General features: G+C 45.1%; 18 protein-coding genes. 7 read left to right on the top strand and 11 right to left on the bottom strand.

The annotated features are described in order from the left end of the window. Positions 1-68: 68 nt before the first annotated feature. From sppA to ansA, 5 genes are all read left to right on the top strand, one after another. On the top strand, positions 69-1,919 hold the full coding sequence (gene sppA / locus ZX61_RS05315) for a signal peptide peptidase SppA (protein ID WP_049843668.1): 1,851 nt from the start codon (positions 69-71) through the stop codon (positions 1,917-1,919). Between the two features lie 142 nt (positions 1,920-2,061). Next, positions 2,062-2,799 carry a hypothetical protein gene (locus ZX61_RS05310; RefSeq protein WP_049843667.1) on the top strand — a complete coding sequence of 246 codons (738 nt, stop codon included), beginning with the start codon at positions 2,062-2,064 and terminating at the stop codon, positions 2,797-2,799. After that, positions 2,769-3,152, top strand: coding sequence for a VOC family protein (locus ZX61_RS05305; RefSeq protein ID WP_049843666.1), 384 nt, complete (start codon positions 2,769-2,771; stop codon positions 3,150-3,152). Before ZX61_RS05310 ends, ZX61_RS05305 begins: the two co-directional genes overlap by 31 nt. Before the next feature lie 6 nt (positions 3,153-3,158). After that, positions 3,159-4,358, top strand: coding sequence for an MFS transporter (locus ZX61_RS05300; protein WP_049843665.1), 1,200 nt, complete (start codon positions 3,159-3,161; stop codon positions 4,356-4,358). Positions 4,359-4,663: 305 nt separating this feature from the next. Further along, the gene (gene ansA, locus ZX61_RS05295; protein ID WP_049843664.1) at positions 4,664-5,680 is read left to right on the top strand and encodes an asparaginase; all 1,017 of its coding nucleotides are present in this window, start codon (positions 4,664-4,666) and stop codon (positions 5,678-5,680) included. A 60-nt stretch (positions 5,681-5,740) separates the two neighbouring features. On the opposite strand, the gene ZX61_RS05290 is transcribed toward ansA, so the two are convergent. The 6 genes from ZX61_RS05290 to ZX61_RS05265 form a co-directional block, all read right to left on the bottom strand. Further along, positions 5,741-7,255, bottom strand: coding sequence for a M28 family metallopeptidase (locus ZX61_RS05290; protein WP_049843663.1), 1,515 nt, complete (start codon positions 7,253-7,255; stop codon positions 5,741-5,743). Between the two features lie 189 nt (positions 7,256-7,444). Further along, positions 7,445-8,884, bottom strand: coding sequence for a serine protease (locus ZX61_RS05285; protein ID WP_049843662.1), 1,440 nt, complete (start codon positions 8,882-8,884; stop codon positions 7,445-7,447). A gap of 192 nt (positions 8,885-9,076) precedes the next feature. Continuing rightward, positions 9,077-10,384, bottom strand: a complete 1,308-nt coding sequence (gene serS, locus ZX61_RS05280; protein ID WP_049843661.1) for a serine--tRNA ligase — start codon at positions 10,382-10,384, stop codon at positions 9,077-9,079. Between the two features lie 235 nt (positions 10,385-10,619). Further along, positions 10,620-11,966, bottom strand: a complete 1,347-nt coding sequence (locus ZX61_RS05275; protein WP_049843660.1) for a replication-associated recombination protein A — start codon at positions 11,964-11,966, stop codon at positions 10,620-10,622. 2 nt (positions 11,967-11,968) lie between these two features. Then, on the bottom strand, positions 11,969-12,565 hold the full coding sequence (gene lolA / locus ZX61_RS05270; protein WP_049843659.1) for an outer membrane lipoprotein chaperone LolA: 597 nt from the start codon (positions 12,563-12,565) through the stop codon (positions 11,969-11,971). 104 nt (positions 12,566-12,669) lie between these two features. After that, the gene (locus ZX61_RS05265; RefSeq protein WP_049843658.1) at positions 12,670-13,284 is read right to left on the bottom strand and encodes an SEC-C metal-binding domain-containing protein; all 615 of its coding nucleotides are present in this window, start codon (positions 13,282-13,284) and stop codon (positions 12,670-12,672) included. A 262-nt stretch (positions 13,285-13,546) separates the two neighbouring features. On the opposite strand from ZX61_RS05265, the gene ZX61_RS24690 reads away from it, so the two are divergent. Then, positions 13,547-14,083, top strand: a complete 537-nt coding sequence (locus tag ZX61_RS24690) for a type II secretion system protein (RefSeq protein ID WP_049843657.1) — start codon at positions 13,547-13,549, stop codon at positions 14,081-14,083. 92 nt (positions 14,084-14,175) lie between these two features. Beyond that, complete coding sequence (gene dusC, locus ZX61_RS05255) at positions 14,176-15,126, top strand: tRNA dihydrouridine(16) synthase DusC (protein ID WP_049843656.1); 951 nt, start codon at positions 14,176-14,178, stop codon at positions 15,124-15,126. Here dusC and ZX61_RS05250 read toward each other — a convergent pair. The 5 genes from ZX61_RS05250 to ZX61_RS05230 all read right to left on the bottom strand — a co-directional run bounded on the left by ZX61_RS05250 (position 15,123) and on the right by ZX61_RS05230 (position 20,941). After that, positions 15,123-16,574, bottom strand: coding sequence for a sensor domain-containing diguanylate cyclase (locus tag ZX61_RS05250; RefSeq protein WP_049843655.1), 1,452 nt, complete (start codon positions 16,572-16,574; stop codon positions 15,123-15,125). The two genes, dusC and ZX61_RS05250, sit on opposite strands and share 4 nt — an antisense overlap. Before the next feature lie 124 nt (positions 16,575-16,698). After that, complete coding sequence (locus ZX61_RS05245; RefSeq protein WP_049843654.1) at positions 16,699-17,493, bottom strand: ABC transporter ATP-binding protein; 795 nt, start codon at positions 17,491-17,493, stop codon at positions 16,699-16,701. Further along, positions 17,490-18,434 (bottom strand): ABC transporter permease, encoded by a 945-nt coding sequence (locus ZX61_RS05240; RefSeq protein ID WP_049843653.1) that lies wholly within the window; start codon positions 18,432-18,434, stop codon positions 17,490-17,492. Before ZX61_RS05240 ends, ZX61_RS05245 begins: the two co-directional genes overlap by 4 nt. Before the next feature lie 72 nt (positions 18,435-18,506). Further along, positions 18,507-19,472 carry an ABC transporter substrate-binding protein gene (locus ZX61_RS05235; protein ID WP_049843652.1) on the bottom strand — a complete coding sequence of 322 codons (966 nt, stop codon included), beginning with the start codon at positions 19,470-19,472 and terminating at the stop codon, positions 18,507-18,509. A gap of 275 nt (positions 19,473-19,747) precedes the next feature. Next, complete coding sequence (locus tag ZX61_RS05230) at positions 19,748-20,941, bottom strand: methyltransferase (RefSeq protein WP_049843651.1); 1,194 nt, start codon at positions 20,939-20,941, stop codon at positions 19,748-19,750. Position 20,942 lies beyond the last annotated feature (1 nt).

Below are 20,942 nucleotides of genomic sequence, written 5' to 3'. Positions count from 1 at the left end.
CTAATCTGAACTTAAATGCTCATAGAGCAGATAAGCCTTACATCTACGGTTTCCGTAGCGGAGAGAAAATGAAAAAAGTATTTAAATTCGTTGGCCTGTTTTTTAAAGGGATATGGAAGCTCATCACTTTCATTCGACTTGCCCTGGTTAACTTGATTTTTTTGGCGAGTATCGGTGTCATCTATTTCATCTATACCAGTGCTGATACACCTACCCCTTCAGTACCAAAAGAGTCTGCTCTGATTGTTAATATTTCAGGCCCAATTGTTGAACAACCAACTTATGTTAATCCTATGGATTCCTTGACTGGTTCCTTCTTTGGTCAGAGCTTACCGAAAGAAAACGTGCTATTCGATATTGTTGAGACCATTCGTCATGCCAAAGATGACGAACAAGTCAGTGGGATAGTCTTAGCGCTACGAGATATGCCAGAAACGAACCTGACTAAGTTACGTTATATAGCCAAAGCTCTGAACGAGTTCAAAACATCAGGCAAACCTGTTTACGCTGTTGGCGATATGTACAACCAAAGCCAGTACTACCTCGCAAGCTACGCAGACAAAATCTATCTCGCACCGGATGGTGCTGTGATGCTTAAGGGCTACAGCACTTACACCTTGTACTACAAAACTTTGCTTGAAAAACTGGACGTCAACACTCACGTATTCCGTGTGGGTACTTACAAGTCAGCCATCGAGCCATTTGTGCGCGATGATATGTCTGATGAGGCAAAAGAATCAGCCTCGCGTTGGCTTGGTCAACTTTGGGGAGCCTATGTGGATGACGTTGCGACTAACCGTCAGCTTTCTTCTGATGCACTTACGCCTAATATGGATGAGTTCTTAGCCTTACTTAAACAGAACAACGGTGATTTAGCGGCTCTTTCTTTAAATATCGGTCTAGTTGATGAACTAGCGACGCGTCAGCAAGTCCGCAAACAATTGATTGATGTATTTGGTAGTAATGGCGAAGACAGCTACAACTACGTTGACTACTATGAATATCAATCATCAATAGCGCCAAGCTTCGATTTAGCATCAGACGACATTGCTGTTGTTGTGGCAAGCGGCGCTATCATGGATGGTTCGCAACCACGTGGAACCGTGGGTGGTGACACCGTAGCAGCTCTGCTACGCCAGGCACGCAATGATGACAAGGTAAAAGCGGTGGTGCTTCGTGTCGACAGTCCTGGGGGCAGTGCGTTTGCCTCTGAGGTGATTCGTAACGAAGTTGATGCACTGAAAGAAGCTGGCAAACCTGTTGTGGTATCAATGTCGAGCTTAGCCGCATCAGGCGGGTACTGGATCTCTATGAGTGCTGACAGCATTGTTGCACAGCCAACCACACTCACGGGATCTATCGGCATCTTTAGTGTCGTCACTACTTTCGAAAAAGGGTTGAACAAACTCGGTGTTTATACCGATGGCGTTGGTACTTCACCTTTCTCCGATGTCGGGGTGACAACGGGGCTTTCAAAAGGCGCTTCACAGGCGTTCCAGATGGGGATTGAACATGGTTACAATCGCTTTGTAGGCTTAGTGAGCCAGTCACGTGAGATTCCGTTAGATAAGGTCGATGACATAGCACAAGGCCGAGTTTGGACAGGACAAGACGCACTTCAACATGGCCTAATTGATAAAATTGGTGACTTCGATGATGCAGTAGCTCTAGCCGCCAAACTCGCTGAGGTTGAAAACTACAACTTGTACTGGGTCGAAGAACCACTTTCACCCGCTCAGCAATTTGTTCAGGACTTCATGAATCAAGTCAGAGTTTCTTTGGGCATTGATGCAACTGCGCTACTGCCACAAGCGTTACAGCCAGTCGCAGCGCAAGTTATCCAAGATGCCAACTTGTTACAGAGCTACAATGATCCTAAAGGCCAGTATGCGTTCTGTTTAAACTGTCAGACCCAGTAAAACTTAGATTGAGTCTTAAAGCGCACCTTCCAGTCATATTGGGTGCGCTTTTTTTGATTCCATATATTATTATTTTTAATGATGAAACTAAGCACATAAGATACAATGCGCACACCATCACTAATATTAACGATAATAAGCCATGGATGTGCGCAATACCGATATGGAGGCAATCTGTCATGTATTCAAACGCTATGTTGAATACATGGGAGTTGAGCAAACGGTATCTTTCTCTCGCGTCGATATTCAACGTCAACAAGTTAAAACTGTTTCAACCAACTACTCTTGGCACCTAGCTTATTGGGGTGACGAGCTGTACAAAAAGCTCCACTCGCGCCTAAAGCCGGGAATTAATCTTTGGAACAGCCAAGGCGTGCAGAACTTCCAAGAGTCATCTCAAGCGAGCCATAACCGAGTAGACATCGTCACCAACCAAGGTTCACTATTTGAAATCCTTTCGATCTCTCTGCCAATTACCCCGCTGCCTTGCGATGTTGTGAGCCAGGCCATTGCCTTTCGACCGAAAGTGAACCATCTGGCTCTGGAATGTTGGAGCGACAAAGAAATACAGATTCCAATCGATATCCTTTCTACACCAAATACCAGTCAATGTGGATACGTCGAGCAGGCAGAGTACATATTTGGCAACCTCGCTCTAACTCACGATGAACTAACCAGCGTTCGTTACTTTCTTGAGATGAAAACCTTTAAAGAGGTCTCCATAATTCGCGGTTGCAAAGAGGCCGAAGAAGCACGTCGTATCTACATCATCAAATGCAAACTAGACTGTCAGCATCAGCCCGATTCGGTCTTTTTCAAGAAACTGGTTGAGCACGGAGTAACAGTCGCATGTCTGGACAGTTTCATCACGTATCGCTAACCGTGGGTGATCTAATCGCTAGTCGCAATTTCTATGCATTGTTTGGTTACCAGCTTGAACGGAGTTTTCAAGACGAGCAGGTAATCATCCATATGTTGGAAAACCAAGGCTCGAGAATCGAGCTTTTTCATTTTAATAGGGATGTTTCTGTCCCAATCCCTGAGTCACTGATCTCGCTAAAAAAGGTGGGGATAACCCATTTTGCTTTGCGGGTGAATGACCTAGAGACCTTTCATAGAAAATTATCGGAAGTCACCAACATCACAACTATTTACAACGCTAGGCTAGGTAGTTTCCGTTACTTTTTCTGTTCAGATCCCGATGGAAATCAATTAGAAGTTATAGAGGAGTAAAACAGAATGTCACTCACTTGGAAACAGCGCACCAGTGCTGTCCTTGGCAATGCCATGGAGTTTTATGATATCGCCGTGTTCGCGTCGATATCGATGTACATTTCTCAGTTATTTGCCACCCAAGGCATCGCTCATTCAGAGTTCGTAGTATGGGGCGTGTTCGCCTTACGTTTTTTGATTAGGCCATTTGGAGGAGTCGTAATTGGCCGCTACGCCGATAGGTATGGGCGTAAAAGAGCACTGGTCTTTTGTAACCTGCTAACAGGTCTGGCAACGGTGGCCATGGCTTTTGTCCCCGTCGATATGATCGGTCAATATGTGGTGGTCGTTTTCCTTTTCTTCCAGATGATCCAAGCATTTAGTTTTGGTGGCGAATACCCAACCCTGATCAACTACCTACTGTACGACGCGAAAAAATCTGAACGTTCACGAGTAAGTAGTTTGATTGTTGCCAGTTCGATTGTGGGTGTCATCATTTCCCTATTGATTGTTGCTGGTCTAGAACATTACCTATCGGCGCAAGAAATGAGTGAATGGGGATGGAGAGTGCCTTTACTCGTGGGGGTTGCAAATATCATGGTCAGCCTATACCTACGCCTATCTTTGCCAGAACTACCAAAAGCAGAAATCGTAGCGGGTAAATCTAGCCGCCAAATCATTGCCAAAGTTTTTTGCATCTCTATTCTTGGCGCCGTGGTGTTCTATGTTCAGAACTTAGCGAGTGGTATCCTTGGTAAAGCGATGAACATCGAAAACCTGGCGCTGATCAACTCTTCGATCCTAGTGGTCTTGCTGTTTGCTTTCTCTTTCATTGTCGATAAACGCTCTTCACCACAACAAGCCTTTAAGTTGGGGGCTCTATTTATGCTGTTTGCTGCTATCCCGCTTTTCGCTCTGCTCGGTTCTAGCCAATTCATATGGCAAGCACTTGCGGTGTTAGGTATCAGTAGCTTAGCAGCAATCATTCTGGGTAACTTAGCCGCGCTACTATGGCAACAATCCGCTAACCAAACCACCAGCTTAGGAGTTGGTTACAACATCGCGTTGTCTATTTTCGGAGGCCTCACGCCACTGATCGTGTCAGAAGCGATGTTACTTAGCTCTGCCTATGTGGGAGTCTACGTTGCGATTGCGACAATTCCAGGACTAACGATACTGTATCGCTTTAACGCTCATACACTCCAAAAACCAGTGAGTGTATCCTAAGGTAAGTAACTTCTGGCTACTTCAAAAAAAGCTCACAGTATCTGCTGTGAGCTTTTTTATACCTATACCATTATTGGTCTATTCAGATTTGCTGCAGGATAAAATCTTTTAGAGCGAGATGTAGGTTGCGACTTAATACGCTCACACCTAAAGAGCCCAGAGTTTAAATGGAGAAGGAGGTGTCTGCCTTCGGCGAGTATTTACTGTCATTTGAATCAGTCCGTGCGAAAGCCCCCTTTTTATTGGCTTAGATTGCTATATAATCCTCCGCTCTGTTCCCCCTACAACTAACTGGTTTCAAAGCAATGGCAAGAAAACATATTTATATAGCCTACACTGGCGGTACCATTGGTATGCAAAAGTCACATGATCACGGTTACGTCCCAGTCGCTGGCTTCATGGAGAAACAACTAGCAAGCATGCCAGAGTTCCATCGACCAGAAATGCCTGAGTTTACCATTCATGAATATGATCCACTGATCGACTCATCGGATATGACACCAGCAGATTGGCAGCAAATTGCTGACGATATTCGCAATAATTACGACAAGTACGATGGTTTCGTCATTTTGCATGGTACTGACACTATGGCGTACACCGCTTCGGCGCTCTCTTTCATGTTAGAGAACCTAGGTAAACCCGTTATTGTTACTGGCTCACAGATTCCTTTGGCTGAGCTGCGTTCTGACGGTCAGGCAAACCTACTCAACGCTCTACACATCGCTGCCAACTACCCAATCAATGAAGTAACTCTGTTCTTCAATAACAAACTGATGCGCGGAAACCGCAGTACTAAATCCCACGCTGACGGTTTTAATGCCTTTACTTCACCAAACCTCCCTCCACTACTTGAAGCTGGTATCAACATCCAGATCAGTAGTGAGATTAAGGTGGACGCCAAGCCAGAAGGCGAGTTTAAGGTTCATGACATCACACCGCAACCAATTGGTGTGATTACAATGTATCCAGGAATCTCTCACGAAGTTATTCGCAATACTTTGCTGCAACCAGTCAACGCGATGATCCTGCTGACATTTGGTGTGGGCAACGCGCCACAAAATCCCGAGCTACTTGGACACCTGAAAGATGCTTCTGAGCGTGGCGTCATCGTGGTCAACCTAACTCAGTGTTTGGCAGGGAAAGTCAACATGGGTGGCTACGCTACAGGCTGCGCTCTTGCTGAATCTGGAGTGATCAGTGGTTACGATATGACTCCTGAAGCTGCCCTGGCAAAACTTCACTTTTTGCTCAGTCAAGGACTAAACTACGATCAAGTGAAAGTACGAATGCAGCAAGTGTTGCGTGGCGAAATGAGTATTTAAATCTCTATAGCTAGAATCGAAAAAGCGTCACCTCGTTGTGACGCTTTTTCGTTTTCACAACTACTGAGAAACCGCTTGTAACGTTACGCCATTGTAGGCACTGTAACCGTCGAGCATGACATGGTATGTCCCAGGTGATGCTTGGCTAAAACGACATGTTTCGCTGTTCCCATTGCGATAAGGTCGGCAATCCCAATTTGATTTGGACGCAGCAGAGCCATACTTCACATAAAGATCGACGTCTCCTGTTCCACCTTGAGTTGTAAAAGATAAGCTTTTTTGAGAAACAAGCTCAAATGTATAGCTTTGCTGGCTTGAACGCGCTCCAGATAACCCAGTTTTAGGCACTCCATCTTTTAGTACATTATCAACTGGCGGATCTATATCAACCGCATTAGCTAACTCAACCACATATGATAAGCCAAGCTTAGTAAATTTGACCGCATGACTTCCCGTTGGATCAGAGTTTTGTAAGGTATCTTGCGGAGTATGAATCTTAGGGTTGTAGTCATTAAACTTTGACTCAAATGGCATGGCAGCGGAATAGCCTGCCTTGTGCCAAGAAGCATGATCCGAACACGCATAGCCACAACGATCATACCCATAAGTCAGTGAAGGAAGATATTCGTCAATCAAACTAGCCAAAAACTGAGTAAGATTGCTGTCGGTATAATCGGTGATAAATACGATGTCCTCCGTCGATCCTTTGTAGTTGGTCATATCCAACTGAAGGACCGAAACAACGTTTTTACCCTGCGCTTTATAGCTATTGGCGATATCTTGCGAGCCTCTTAAGCCAACTTCTTCTGCCGCATAAGCCATAAAGGCTACTGAACGTTTAGGTTTGAAATTATTCTCAGCTAGTACTCGGATGATTTCACTCACACTGGCAATTCCAGAGGCATCATCATCAGCCCCAGGTGCGATGGTATGTTCATCTGTGTGTGAGCCAATCGTTGAATCTAAATGTCCGCCTACGATTACCCACTCATTGGGTTTTTCACTACCTTCAATTGTTAATACCACTGACTTTTGGTTATAACCTGAGTGTGATATCTGTTCTACGTTAACCTTGCTCATCACCGAAGACAAACTACGCCATTCATTAGCAATCCAGTCTGACGCTTGTGCTCCTGAAGTAGTGGTATAAAAACGGTTATTAAAACTGGTTAAAGAACGAATAGTGTCAGTTAACTGTGTTGCACTAACCAAAGGTAGCCATGCGTTTACCGTCGACTGCTGTGACGGCTGAGGAAGTGCAAACTGCGCAATACTTTGTGGCATTGTACTCGCCGCCATTGCACTTTGCGCTGACGCATGAACCATATAGCCACCGCAACGGTGGTGTTCTTCATGCATATTATGCGAAAGCTCGGCCAGTTGTTCCGTTTCGACTTGACCGACCCATACATCGCCACTACTTGCAATCGAATGGGGCAAGATAGACTCAGCGTTCGATTTAGCGACTGTACCTGCTGCATCGGCACCAATTGATATCCAGACTTTATCTTCAGCATAGGCATAGCCACATGCCGTCGTAAGTACCATTGCCACCAGCGTTTTTGTGTATTTCATTATCCTCTCCATAGGGGTTATAAGCCCTACAAAGTTAGAATAAATATTCAAGAAGTGAGAACTATTCGTTTTTCTCTCATGTGTATAGTGAATTTGTCACTAATTAATCAATAAGCCAAGCCAATTATTATTTGCCGGGTAGAGGAAGGAAAAAAGCTAGAGAGCGGTACCACTCCCTAGCTAGTTTAATTAGTGTTGTGTAGCGCTTATTTTAACGCCAGAGAAACTGCTATAAGCGCGTAGCATCACATACAGGTCTTCACTTCTTATCGAGGCAGAGCATGACTCGTCATTACCAGATCGGTATGGTCTGCAATCGTAAGCGCTGGTCGTCGGTTCAGCCCCTGAACGCACATAAAGATCCGCATCTCCTGTCCCTGAATCAATCGCAATAGTCAGCGGTGAAGTTCGATTCGCGGCCTTGACTACCAACATCATTTGCTCGCCCTTGTTAAGGGTAATATCTGTAATCGCTTTTCCAGGAATCAACTCCTGAATACTAGGTGGGGTTTGAACAACCGAACCGTCAGGCAAAGTATTATTAAAGAATGTCGCTACCTGCGGCCAAATTTTGCTGATTTTTACGCCCTGATTTTCGCAGCCACCAAAATGATGTAAGGCTATCGCTTTATTGTTGGAAGTATTGAGAACCGGAGAACCCGAAGAGCCACCAATGGTGTCACACAAGTATCCTGTGTCTGTGTGAGTTCCTCGACCGTTGGTTGAAGCGACATCTATCTGGCATAAACCTGACCCATTTTGATCGCTTTCAATCGCCAGCTCTTTCGGATTGCCCGCACCGTGTTGAGGAATGTAGATACCATTGCCATAGACAGGTTCGCTAGCATCAAGACCTAAATAGCCGAATGACTCAATTTTGGCAAAGTCATCGACAGAAAACAGCGTGTAATCAAGTTGGTAATCGGTACTAAATAGTTCATTACCCATGACCTTTACAGTGCTTGATAGTGAACCGTCACACGTACTTCTTTGATAGTTGAACCACACTTCGGTATTTTTCAACTCGGAAGCTGAACTTACACAGTGGTTATTGGTGAAGAGCTTATTGTCTGGCCCAACACGCCAGGCAGTACACAAACTGCGCCCATTAATCAGCAGCCTTGCAACCGGGTTCGACCAAGCCACCTTATCTGGGTGCGAGTCTTGCCAGCAAGCAACGTCCTTGCGCTCATTGACTCCACAGGTAGAAAGTGTCGAAACGCCTTCTTCCGATGCAGAAGTAACACTCTCATCACCTGCCATGTAATAATCAATTTCAAACTTCCCTATAACACCTTGCTGATTTGGGACAAGCTCGATACTCGTCTTCTCACCAAAGATTGACTGTGCGAACCAATTGCTTTGGTTCTTAGTATATTCAACGACTTCTGTACCATCACTCGAACTGATTCTTAATGCCGTTCCCTTTGGAAGATTAAGCATTTTGAAGTGGAGCTTGATAAACTGCGCCCCACTGTGCTCAATACTCATGGTTGTCGATTCAAGCTGAGTTGAAGTTAGCGAGTGCTGAATCTCCTTCGCTATAATGGGTAACTCTCCTTGAGCGTAGATTGTCGGTGTCAGCAGACATGATGAAGCCAATATGACGTTGCGTATTATATTTTTCATTGTGTATCCCTTTGTGATTAAGGTTCCATAAAAACATAATCGCCAACCCATAATAAGCAACCTATTTCATATTGAATACAAAGTAAAGCTATGTTGACAGAAAAAGAATAAGCAAATTAAATCAATCAATTAGAAACAACAGAAATAAAAAAGGCGACTCCATGAGCCGCCTTTTAAAATCCAATTTTGCTATTAGCCAATGTGCGTTGCGCCGCCCATGTACTTCTGCAGTACAACTGGGATAGCGATACGACCATCTGCTTCTTGGTTGTTCTCTAGAATTGCAACCATTGTACGACCAACCGCTAGACCTGAGCCGTTTAGCGTATGCACTAACTCAGGTTTCTTCTCGCCTTTACGACGGAAACGCGCCTGCATACGACGAGCTTGGAAATCCCACATGTTTGAACATGAAGAGATCTCACGGTAAGTCTCTTGAGCAGGAACCCAAACTTCTAGATCGTAAGTCTTACGCGCACCGAAGCCCATATCACCCGTACATAGCACCACTTTGCGGTACGGAAGCTCTAGGAGCTGAAGGACTTTCTCTGCATGACCAGTTAGCTCTTCAAGTGCATCCATCGAATCTTCTGGCTTAGTGATTTGTACTAGCTCAACTTTATCAAACTGGTGCATACGAATCAGACCGCGAGTATCGCGGCCGTAAGAACCAGCTTCGGAACGGAAACATGGCGTATGGGCCGTCATCTTAAGCGGTAGATCTGCTTCATCAGAGATAGTATCACGAACCATATTAGTCACTGGCACTTCAGCTGTAGGGATTAGAGACAGCTTACGTGGCTCTTCATCGTTTACTTTCTCTTCTAGAGGTTCAGTGTGGAAAAGGTCTTTACCAAATTTAGGTAGCTGACCAGTACCAAATAGGCTGTCAGAGTTCACTAGGTAAGGTACGTACATTTCTGTGTAGCCATGCTCATCTGTGTGTAGATCTAGCATAAACTGAGCGATTGCACGGTGTAGACGCGCAAAATGACCTTTCATCACAATAAAGCGAGCACCAGTGATTTTGGTTGCGCTAGCGAAGTCTAGACCACCGCCAAGCTCACCAAGATCAACGTGATCTTTCAGCTCAAAGTCATAAGCTTTTGGCTCACCCCAACGCGAGATTTCAACGTTGTCATCTTCGTCTTTACCTTCTGGTACGTCATCAGCAGGTAGGTTAGGTACAGATAGAGTAACTTCTTCAAGTTTAGCCATTACTTCATCAAGTTCGGCTTTTTTCGCATCAAGATCGCTACCTAGAGTACCGATTTGCTTCTTGATTTCTTCTGCACCCTCTTTGTCTCCAGCCGCCATTTTTTGGCCGATTTGCTTGGAGATGGAGTTACGCGTGGATTGTAAATTTTCAACTTCTACTTGAATCGACTTACGTTGCTCTTCAAGTGTACGGATTGTCTCTACGTCTAGCTTAAAGCCTCGACGCGCTAGTTTTGCAGCTGTTTCATCCAGCTCTGTACGAAGTAATTTAGAATCCAGCATTGTTAATCCTATGCTTTTTTAGTAGTGAAATCGCACTCAAACATCTTGCTCAAGCGCCAAAAAATATTTCCCAAAATAGTTGGAGTTGCAGCGCGGCAACAAACCAATTCAGCCTTATGAGCATAGGTGCTCTATGTGATTAGGGCGGCCGACGTTCCGGTGAATTGGTGCAGTTAACAAAGCTGCGGCTTCAAGTATGAAGGGATAATTGGATAAATGTATCTAAAATGCGCGCTTATTCATAGCGCTTTTGTGGGCTTTTTGCGTCTAAACTAGCCAAGTAATCTAACTTTTCGCCAATTTTGGTTTCCAAGCCGCGGTTTGTTGGGTAATAGTAACGTGTTTGTGCCATTTCGGGTGGTAAATAGCGCTCACCCGCAGCATAGGCTCCAGGCTCATCATGAGCATAACGATACTCCGCGCCATAGCCTAAGTCTTTCATCAAATGGGTTGGCGCATTACGTAAGTGAGGAGGCACTTCATACTCAGGTTCATTATGCGCGTCTCTCAGCGCCTGCTTCCAAGCCGTATAAACCGCATTGCTCTTTGGTGCACATGCTAGATACACAATAGCTTGAGCAATCGCCCGCTCACCTTCCGCAGGGCCAACACGAGTAAAGCAATCCCAGGCCGACAAAGCAACCTGCATAGCTCTTGGATCAGCATTGCCAATATCTTCTGAAGCAATCGCCAATAATCGGCGTGCAATATAAAGTGGATCACAACCCGCTGCGATCATTCGTGCAGACCAGTAAAGCGCGGCGTCAGGATTTGAGCCACGAATCGACTTATGAACCGCCGAAATTAAGTCATACCAAATGTCGCCTTTGTTATCAAAGCGAGAGACTTTTTCCCCAGCAACCTCAGCCAGTAGCTGTAACGTAACCTCTTTTTCGCCTTGATCATCTTCTTGCGCCATATCGTAAAGCAGCTCAAGATAATTGAGAGACATACGGGCATCACCATTAACCAGTTCTGCCAGTCTTTCGAGAACGTTATCGGCAAACTTCGCCGATATCTTGCCTAAACCACGCTCCGAGTCCGATATTGCTTGCTGCAAAGCTAAGTGAATTTCTTCTTTGGTTAAGGACGTGAGCTTATATACCCTAGCGCGCGACAAGAGTGCATTATTTAACTCAAATGAGGGGTTCTCAGTCGTCGCACCTATAAAGGTAACAGTGCCATCTTCAATATGGGGAAGAAAGGCATCTTGCTGCGACTTGTTGAAACGATGGACTTCATCGACAAACAGGATCGTCCGACGGCCACCCAATTTATTTTCGCGAGCTTTTTCTATTGCCGCCCGAATCTCTTTAACGCCAGATGTCACTGCGGAGACCCGCTCAACTTCTGCATTGGCATAATTGGCCGCAACTTCCGCAAGTGTAGTTTTCCCCGTACCAGGAGGCCCCCAAAGTATCATTGAGTGAATATGCCCTGCCTCTAACGCTCGCCTAAGTGGCTTACCTTGGCTGAGAATATGTTGCTGACCAATATACTGTTCTAACGTTTCCGGGCGCATTCGTGCGGCAAGGGGACGGAAATCTTCATCCCCAGAAAAATCCAATGAGTAGTTACTCACACTTAATTCCTTTGGTCATCAACCTCAACGCCTTTTGGCACCACAAAAGTAAATCGCTCAGCCTTAGGCTTGCTAAGATCAATATTGTTAAACACAAAGTTACTTTGCTGACCATCTTGCTCTACAACACTAAAACCTTGTACCGCGCCCTTGGCATCAATCTTCAACTTGAATTGACCTTGATTAGAGTCCACTGCGCTTGGCGTTAGCGTGAATATATCGCCGTTCTGTTCAACGTTGTAGTTATCCCAGTCGCTGGCACGATTACGAGTCAGCAGAACAAAAGGTGTTTGCTCGGTTGCTTGTTCTTGCCAGTAAATACTCACTTGCTCGATAAATGGGCTGTAATACCACAAAGATTTGCCATCAGACACCAGCACGTTTTCATCAGGCGTTGTTGTTGTCCAACGAAATAAACTTGGGCGAGCAATTTCTACATTGCCCTCCCCTTCCATTACGACGTCGCCTTCTGGGCTAATTAGCTGCTGAGAAAAATCAGCGCTAAAGCCTTCATTTTTCTGTAAGCGGAGGCTAAGCTCGTCTTTTGGCGCTGCCAATACTGAAAAGCTCATCAGTAATAATACGGCAAATTTTTTCATCAGTTCTCTTCCTAATTCGTCACTTATGCGTCTGTTATATCGCGATCGATTAATGAGTTTGACCGAAAAAGGCAAACTTTGTTCGATTTAGCTCACTCAACAAGTTAAGAGCCGCAGCACTGCTTGAATTTTTTACCACTTCCACAAGGGCACGCGTCGTTTCGACCAATATTTTTGTAGGGATTTACGTTTTGAGATTTAGCGCCGATCATTGCTTCGTCGGCCGCTTGCGCCACTTCAGAGATCATGAAGTCAATCTGAGGCGACATTTCTTCAAACGTTGGCGGAGTATCAATTCCCGACGCTTTCATTTGCTGGTGAGTTTGTTCCTCATCAATAGCTAACATGAGTGTTGTAAGCAATGCTTGCAACATACGTAGCGTACCATCACCAAGGTTTAGCTGTGCCCATTGCTCTTCGACCGTTGGCCAAAGCGTCATAAAACCTTCTGCAAAATCAGCAAACTGCTCGCGTCGGTTGGTGTCATCTAACAGCGCCAATAAAGAATATTCGTTGCGCTTCAGGTAGTTATACTGCTGGTTGATATGGATTTCAATATCCGCTTTTATTTGCACCGCATGATCTGCGAATACAGAAGGTAGCCATGATTCCGGTGCTAAAGGTTTAGTCGCCATATTAGCTGCAAGGGTTAAACCTTCAATGAACAAAGGGGACTCGTCAGTAACTGGGCCTGCAAGTTTCAGTAATTGATACTTCATTTTCTTAATCTAGTTTTCACAATAGTTTGGGCGCATTATACCCTTAAGCAAGGCTTTGGGTCACTTCGTTACTTTACTCCCTGATTTGATAACCTCTCCTTGTGGTAATTCGACAACATTCCCGTCACGGCTAGCTATCGCACTTAATAACTAGCCCTTTTTCTTGCTACACTTATTTCACTTGGATAAATTGCTCATTAGGTGCATTATGCGCTCGTAGTAATGTTTAGTTACATTTCGCAGACAGGTTGTTGTAGTCAAAATGAGAAAAACTAATTTCCGTGGTTTCACGCTTATTGAGTTGATTGTAGTAATTGTTATTTTGGGGGTGCTTGCTGTCACTGCTGCGCCACGCTTTCTTAACTATCAAGAAGATGCACATACTAATCGAGCAAAAGCGGCATTTGCTGCCTTTACTAGTGCAACGCAACTTTACCATTCAATTTGGCTCGTCGAAGGAGAACCTTCCGCCGCAGTAAAAGGTTACGCAAATGGCGTGGTCATACCTTCTTCCGGAGGTTTTCCTAGAACTGTTGCTTCTACCGCTTCAATCCCAAATTGCCCAGAGCTGTGGAAAAACCTCCTCAATACCGATCTGACGGTTGAGGTACATACAGACCCAATTTTGCCAACCGATGCTGATATCGTCAGTTGGTACCGAGGTTCAGGTGATTCTGCGTCTTGTTATTACTACTACGTATCCAATATCAGTGATTACGATACCAAGATTTGGACACTAAATTATTTTCCGCAGGATGGCTCATACGAAGTTATTCGAAATAATACACTACCTCGATAATTCCAGCAGGCCGATTAAAGATGACTTTTGTCGACCTTCACTCTAAAATCACGCCTCTTAATTTTAGAGACTGATTTTGTGAGAGCAGCTTTATGCGATTAGTGCTGGGCCCTATGGAGGGTGTGTTAGACCATTTGATGCGCGAGATTTTAACCGACATCAATGACTATGACTTATGTGTCACTGAGTTTGTTCGTGTAGTAGATCAACTCCTCCCAGACCATGTTTTTCATCGCTTGTGTCCAGAACTAGAGCAAGGCTCTCAAACTAAGTCTGGTGTGCCCGTGCATATTCAGCTATTAGGTCAAGATCCAAACTGGATGGCAGAAAATGCGATTAAAGCTGCGGATCTAGGGGCGAAAGGCATCGACCTAAACTTCGGCTGCCCTGCTAAACTAGTCAATAAAAGCAAGGGGGGCGCGGCCCTATTACAGCACCCAGAGCTGATTCACAACGTCGTAAAAGCTTGCCGTGAGGCTGTCCCGTCACACACTCCAGTGACAGCAAAAATTCGCCTTGGCTGGGATAACCCTGAAGATTGTTTTGAGATTGTTGATGCAATCCAATCCGCCGGTGCAAATGAGCTAACAGTGCATGCTCGGACCAAAACCGGGGGTTATAAGGCGAGTGAAATAAAATGGGAATACATTAACCAAATTCGTGAACGCTTTTCGATTCCATTGATCGCAAATGGTGAGATTTGGAATTACCAAGACGGCCAAGCTTGTATTGAAACAGCGGGGGTTGATTCACTCATGGTATGTCGCGGCGCATTTAACGTGCCGAATCTAGGTAAGGTAGTGAAGCACAATCACACCGTGATGCCTTGGTCCGAAGTTGTAGAACTGCTGTTGATTTACTCACAATATGAGATGAAAGGTGACAAAGGGCTGTACTACCCAAACCGCGTTAAACAATGGTTCTCGTACCTACGCCACCAATACCCACAAGCTGATGCCTTGTTTAGAGAGATTCGTACTTTCACAACGGCTGCACCAATTGTTGAACATATCACTCGCTATCGCGACAAACTAGCCGCTTAAAACACCAACTTGTTCTTTCCGCTCGTTTTCGCCTGATACAACTTTTCGTCCGCAGCTTTGAATAGCTTATCAAAGCTGCATGGCGTGTTTCCTTGAATAACCTCAACGCCTCCTGACACAGTAAATCCGCCTTCAACAGCCTGATGAGACTGAGAACAAATCGCCTGGTGAACTCGATTGATACTGTTTTTTAACGCCTCTATGTTGTTACCTGACAGATAGATTACGAACTCTTCTCCGCCAATGCGCGCAGCGGCATCACTATCACGAATACTGAGTGAGATAGTCTTAGCCATATAGGTAATCACACGATCCCCAACATCGTGCCCATAGGTATCATTGATGGCCTTAAAGTCATCAATATCGAGAACGGACAAAACCGCACACGAGGCATTGGTTCTACCTTGCAGAAAGTCTTCTAAGCCACGGCGGTTAAGTAAACCCGTCATTGGGTCTTTAGCGGCAAGCTCTTTAAAGTAACCGTGCTCAATTCGTGTATTAATGAAAAATAGAACGATGACCGAGAAAACGTAGATAAATAGAGTGACGATTAAGCTATAACGCTCAAACGAAAAAAAATTACCAATCTCTTTCGGCAAATCAAGTAAGTAGTACAGTGAGTGCTCACCTACGACACCATCAATATCAATCGTTTCTAACCTGAATGCATTCTGAGGTGGCGAAATTCTCGCACTATCAATAATGCTCAGATTTCCCGCCAGTGTTCCTTGGCTATCAAGTAACTCATCATAAGCAATATCAACAGACAGCATCCCTTGATGAACACCGTTATTGAACACAGGCATGCTCAAGCTCATCACTAAATCGCTCGTGGTAGCAATTGGTGCTGGGCCCGTTAAAGTCACTAAATCTCTGTTGTGAGCAGTCTGGTGCCAAAATGGACGAACTTTAAGCGTGTTCAACAGCTCAAGGGTAATGCTTTTGGCGTAGGTGTCAGGAGAGGACATGATGTAGCCCTCTTTATCGATGTAATGAATGCCCAATAGATAGGTGTCGATATCATGAAGAAAAGAGAGTATAGGTGCCAATGACACCTGGTCTGATACTCTTTGGTAGTTATCGCTGTGCGGATCACAGAGAGATGCATCTCCAACCAGCATATAATTGATGTCTACTGCTGGGATTTCTTGGTCGCGTCCATCAGACAATAAGGCTGCATCAATAGGCCACATTTGGCATAGCTCACCTTTCACCTGGCGATTGTGTTCAACCAGCAAAATATAAGAGGAGTTAGAGAAACTGTAATCCAGTGCCGAGATAACTTTAGCCGATCTTGATAGCGCCGCATGAATTCGCTCATACTCATCATCAATATCCCTGTTTACTGAATCGTAATAGTTCTTTACCGTTAGTGCCAAAACAATAATAGCTATGGCCAAAGGCATCAAGAAGACAAACTTTAAACTGAAATGCCTGTTTACCTGCATCCCACTTCTCACTCTAAAATGTAAATTTAAAAGCCTATCAGCACTGGTATACAGTCGATAGGCTTATGAGGTAATTAGTGTCACCAGTCGGCATCATAAGTTGATTGACAACTGTCAGTAAATACTAATTTAGTAGCAAGCTGTCATCTGCTAGCTCTTCTCCCCGAACTTTTGTAAACATTTCTAGTAAATCAGGCACCTGCATATTGGCACGTTGTTCACCTGAGACATCAAGCACAATCTCACCTTGATGGAGCATAACGGTGCGATCTCCGCATGCCAACGCATCTTTCATTGAGTGAGTAACCATCATTACGGTCAAGTTGAACTCCGCAACGATTTTCTTGGTTAAGTCGATAATAAATGCCGCCATGCGAGGGTCTAGCGCGGCAGTATGCTCATCAAGCAAAAGTAGCTTGCTATCTGACAATGTCGCCATAACTAAACTCACGGCTTGACGTTGCCCTCCAGAAAGCAGCCCAATGCTGTCTCCCAGTCGATCTTCTAGCCCTAAGCCTAAAATGCTGATTCGATCTTGGAACAACTTGCGACGTTTTGCCGTTAGAGACAAACCCCAGCCACGTTTTTTGCCACGCATATAGGCTAGCGCCATGTTCTCTTCGATCGTCAAATCACCACACGTTCCAGCTAAGGGATCTTGGAATACACGCGCACATTGCTGTGCTCGTTGGTCAACACTGCGTTTAGTCACATCGAGATCGTCAATGATTACGCTACCGCCAACCATCGGAGTTTCTCCCGTCACCGCCCCCAGCAGGGTTGATTTTCCTGCTCCATTGGAGCCTATCACCGTCAAAAACTCATGTTGCGGGACTTCTAAAGTTACTCCTCGCAGCGCTTTGTTTTCTAGAATAGTGCCGGGGTTAAAAGTCACTTGAATATCTTCCAAACGAATCATGCTACCTCTCCTGACTCTTTTTCCTGCTTTAATTTCTCTTGATTACTGGCAGGAAGACTATGCTTTTTTGACTTGAGATTACCTTTGATTTTCGGTGCGATAAGAGCAATCGCGACTAATACGGCAGTGACCAAATTTAGATCAGAGGCCTGGAGGCCAAACATGCCACTACTTAGGGCAAAGGCGACCGCTAAACGGTACAATACTGAACCGACAATCACGGCGACAACCGCGACCCAGATCTTCCGCCCCGGGATTAAGGTTTGGCCTAAGATTACCGCAGCTAAGCCAACCACTATAGTACCAACGCCAGACGTCACATCGGCAAAACTATTGGTTTGAGCGAACAAAGCACCGGCAAAGCCAACGAACCCGTTAGAGAGCGCCAAACCAAAGTAAGTGTAGAATGCTGTGCTGGCACCTTGAGCCGATACCATACGCGCATTCACACCCGTAGCACGAAGCCCTAACCCAAAATCACTGTTAAGAAGCCTTACCACTAGCCACCCTGAAATCAACACCAATATACCTACGATCAAAGGGCGAATCAGCATAGGGTCACCGATGGTTTCAAAAGGCGTTAGGATGGTCTGTTCTCCTAACAACGCGACGTTGGGTCTCCCCATTATTCTTATGTTGATAGAGAAGGCAGCAATCATGGTGAGAATGGAAGCGAGCAAGTGAAGAATACCACAACGCACGGCAAGAAATGCCGTCACCCAACCTGTGGCCGCCCCAGCTAGAATCGCCATAAATGTTGCAATCCAAGGATTAATACCAGCCACAATCGCGGTTGCCGCCACAGCCGCTCCCATAGGGAAGCTGCCATCAACACTCAAATCAGGAAAATCAAGAACACGGAACGTGAGATAGACGCCTAAAGCAACAAGACCATACAATAAGCCAATTTCCAAAGCGCCAAAAAATGCAAAAGCAGACATACCAACTCCCTTTTCTGCTAAAGATCAAAACGCCTCAAGCATGCGATGTAAATGCGTACTTGAGGCTATGGTTTATTTTACGCTTGTGGCACGATCTAGAACTGATTGAGGAATAGCGACACCTAACTTAGTAGCAGCGGTTTTGTTAACGACAAGGTCAGAACCCTTAGCCACTTTTACATCTAATGAACCAGGATTAGAACCTTCTAGGATAGCAGCAACATAATCTGCAGTTTGAACCCCAACTTGATAGTAGTCAAAGCCAAGGCTCGCAATAGCCCCTTTCTCAACATAAGAAGTAGCGCCGCCAAGCACTGGTGTCTTAGCTTGATTTGCCGCTACAATCATACCTTCTATGGCACTGGCAACTGTGTTGTCCGTTGGGGCGTAGATGACGTCTGACTTCGCGGCAATTGCTTGAGTGGCAGATTGGACATCAGCACTTTTCAGAGCCGTCGCTTCAATTACTTGAATACCTTGCTCTGCTGCACTCTGTTTAAGTAGCTCAACTAGAGTCACCGCGTTGGCTTCTCCTGGATTAAAGACTACCCCGATTGATTTAGTGCTTGGTAAAATCTCTTTGATCAATTCAACATGCTGGCTGACTGGAGATAAGTCAGAAAGGCCTGTTACGTTTTTGCCCGGTTGCTCTAGTTGTTTAACTAACTTCGCGCCCACAGGGTCGGTCACGGCGGTAAATACAACAGGAATTGAGCGTGTTGCAGAAACAAGAGCCTGCGCAGTTGGTGTTGCAATACCAACTAATACATCTGGTTTCTCACCAACAAATTGGCGCGCAATCTGTACTGCTATCGCCGGATTACCTTGCGCCGTTTTATAGTCAAACTCTAGGTTCTTACCTTGCTCATAACCTTTGGCTTTCAAACCATCAATTAAGCCTTGGCGTGTTGCATCTAACGCTGGATGCTCAACGATTTGCGATACCGCTACCTTAGCGGTCTTCGCCATAACGCTAGTGGATGAGAGTAATGTGATACCTGCGAGAACGGCGGTCGCAATGACTTTTGCTGCTTTCATCTTAACTCCTTGATGTAATACCAACTTCCTTGTCAGCTCAAACACCTAGCCACTTCTATGCTTTATACGCAGTTGCCTAGAAGTTGTTTTCTTAGCGCTCATAGCATGTGAGCTTTTTCATTGAACTTGGTATAAGCAATCATGTTGTGTGAGGGTAGATTTTGTATTTTTGTTACTGCACAAATTATGTGCACATCAATATTATTACCAACATGCTGTATAAAAGAAAAGCAACTTTTAACATTAAAGCAACAAAAGGAGAGCCGCGTTGTTGTTTACTGTTTCACGGCGTGAATCAACAAGTTGCGCGGGGTCGCCTCTCGAGAACAAAACTCTGATAACGTGACCATATAGCCTTGTTCTTGAAGGTATAGAGCTTTATCAAGCACGAGCCAGAGCTCTAACACACGGCGAAACGGTTGTTGCACCAAACTGATACGCTCCATCTGCCAGTACCGAATTTGACCTAATTTCTCGTAGCGAGCATAGTCTAACTTAGGTTGGCTGATTGCCTTCTTTTCACAAGCCCATTGGCAAAAAGCTTCAAACCCTTCCGCCAACTGAGATTTTTTAATACTCGGGACAGGCTGATACGTGTCAATTTGAGTGACCTCACGCACAAGTAAGTCGAATCCAAGTCGATAAGTCATTTCTTCCATACGATGACGTTTGACCCTTTCTCCACCAGTAACCGTTTCTTGTAGAGGGATTCTAAGCTCTTGGCGAGTTAGTGCGAGTGTGGAAGCTTTCCCCTGTTTGGACAGAGCCTGATAGCTTTCGTTACTGATCAAATGATAACAACATGGTGATAGCGTAATAGCAGGAAGTTGTTTACTCGTGGCATGATGGAGCAGAGAAACATGCAGATCGCCACAAGCATGCAGCGCTACGGCATGCTGCTTTCTGTTTAATGCATCTTCCGCCTGCTCACTGAGTGCATCCCCTTGGACAAAATGCATCGATAAACCTTGTTTGTCAGCTTCTTGTTGACCAGACTGACAAAGCGCGTGCTGATACTCAAAGCTGGTGACTTTTTGCTGAGTCTGGCTCGCAAGAATCCTACCTAGAAACCCTTTACCTGAACACCATTCAAGCCATTCACTTCCGTGGTGATTGATGATAGCGGCTTCTCCCACAGAGAGGATTTGTTCTAGCTTACGCCCGGGAACGCCACTTTCAACACCTCGTGCTAGCTTGAGACCTTTAATATCCAACTTTGGTAATGTCGTCCACGCTTCAACCTGCTTGATGCACGGTACATAATGGGACATGTCGCTAAGCAGCAAAGTGTTGTTCTGTTTGTAGGATGCAATTTGCTCTGGGGAAAGACTCTCCAACCAACGACATAAGGCTGGGTTTTGATTGAGCCAAGGCAGCGCATGCTGATCAGATAAGAAAAATGGCTCAAAGCGCCAGTAGGCTTGATATTCACTCAAGAATCGATTGAGTGATTGAAATTGGTTTAACATG

Source organism: Vibrio sp. VPAP30 (assembly GCF_001188205.1).
Taxonomy (GTDB): Bacteria; Pseudomonadota; Gammaproteobacteria; order Enterobacterales; family Vibrionaceae; genus Vibrio; species Vibrio bivalvicida.
The sequence above is the reverse complement of the archived record's forward strand: the minus strand, read 5'-3'. Positions and strand labels throughout refer to the sequence as shown.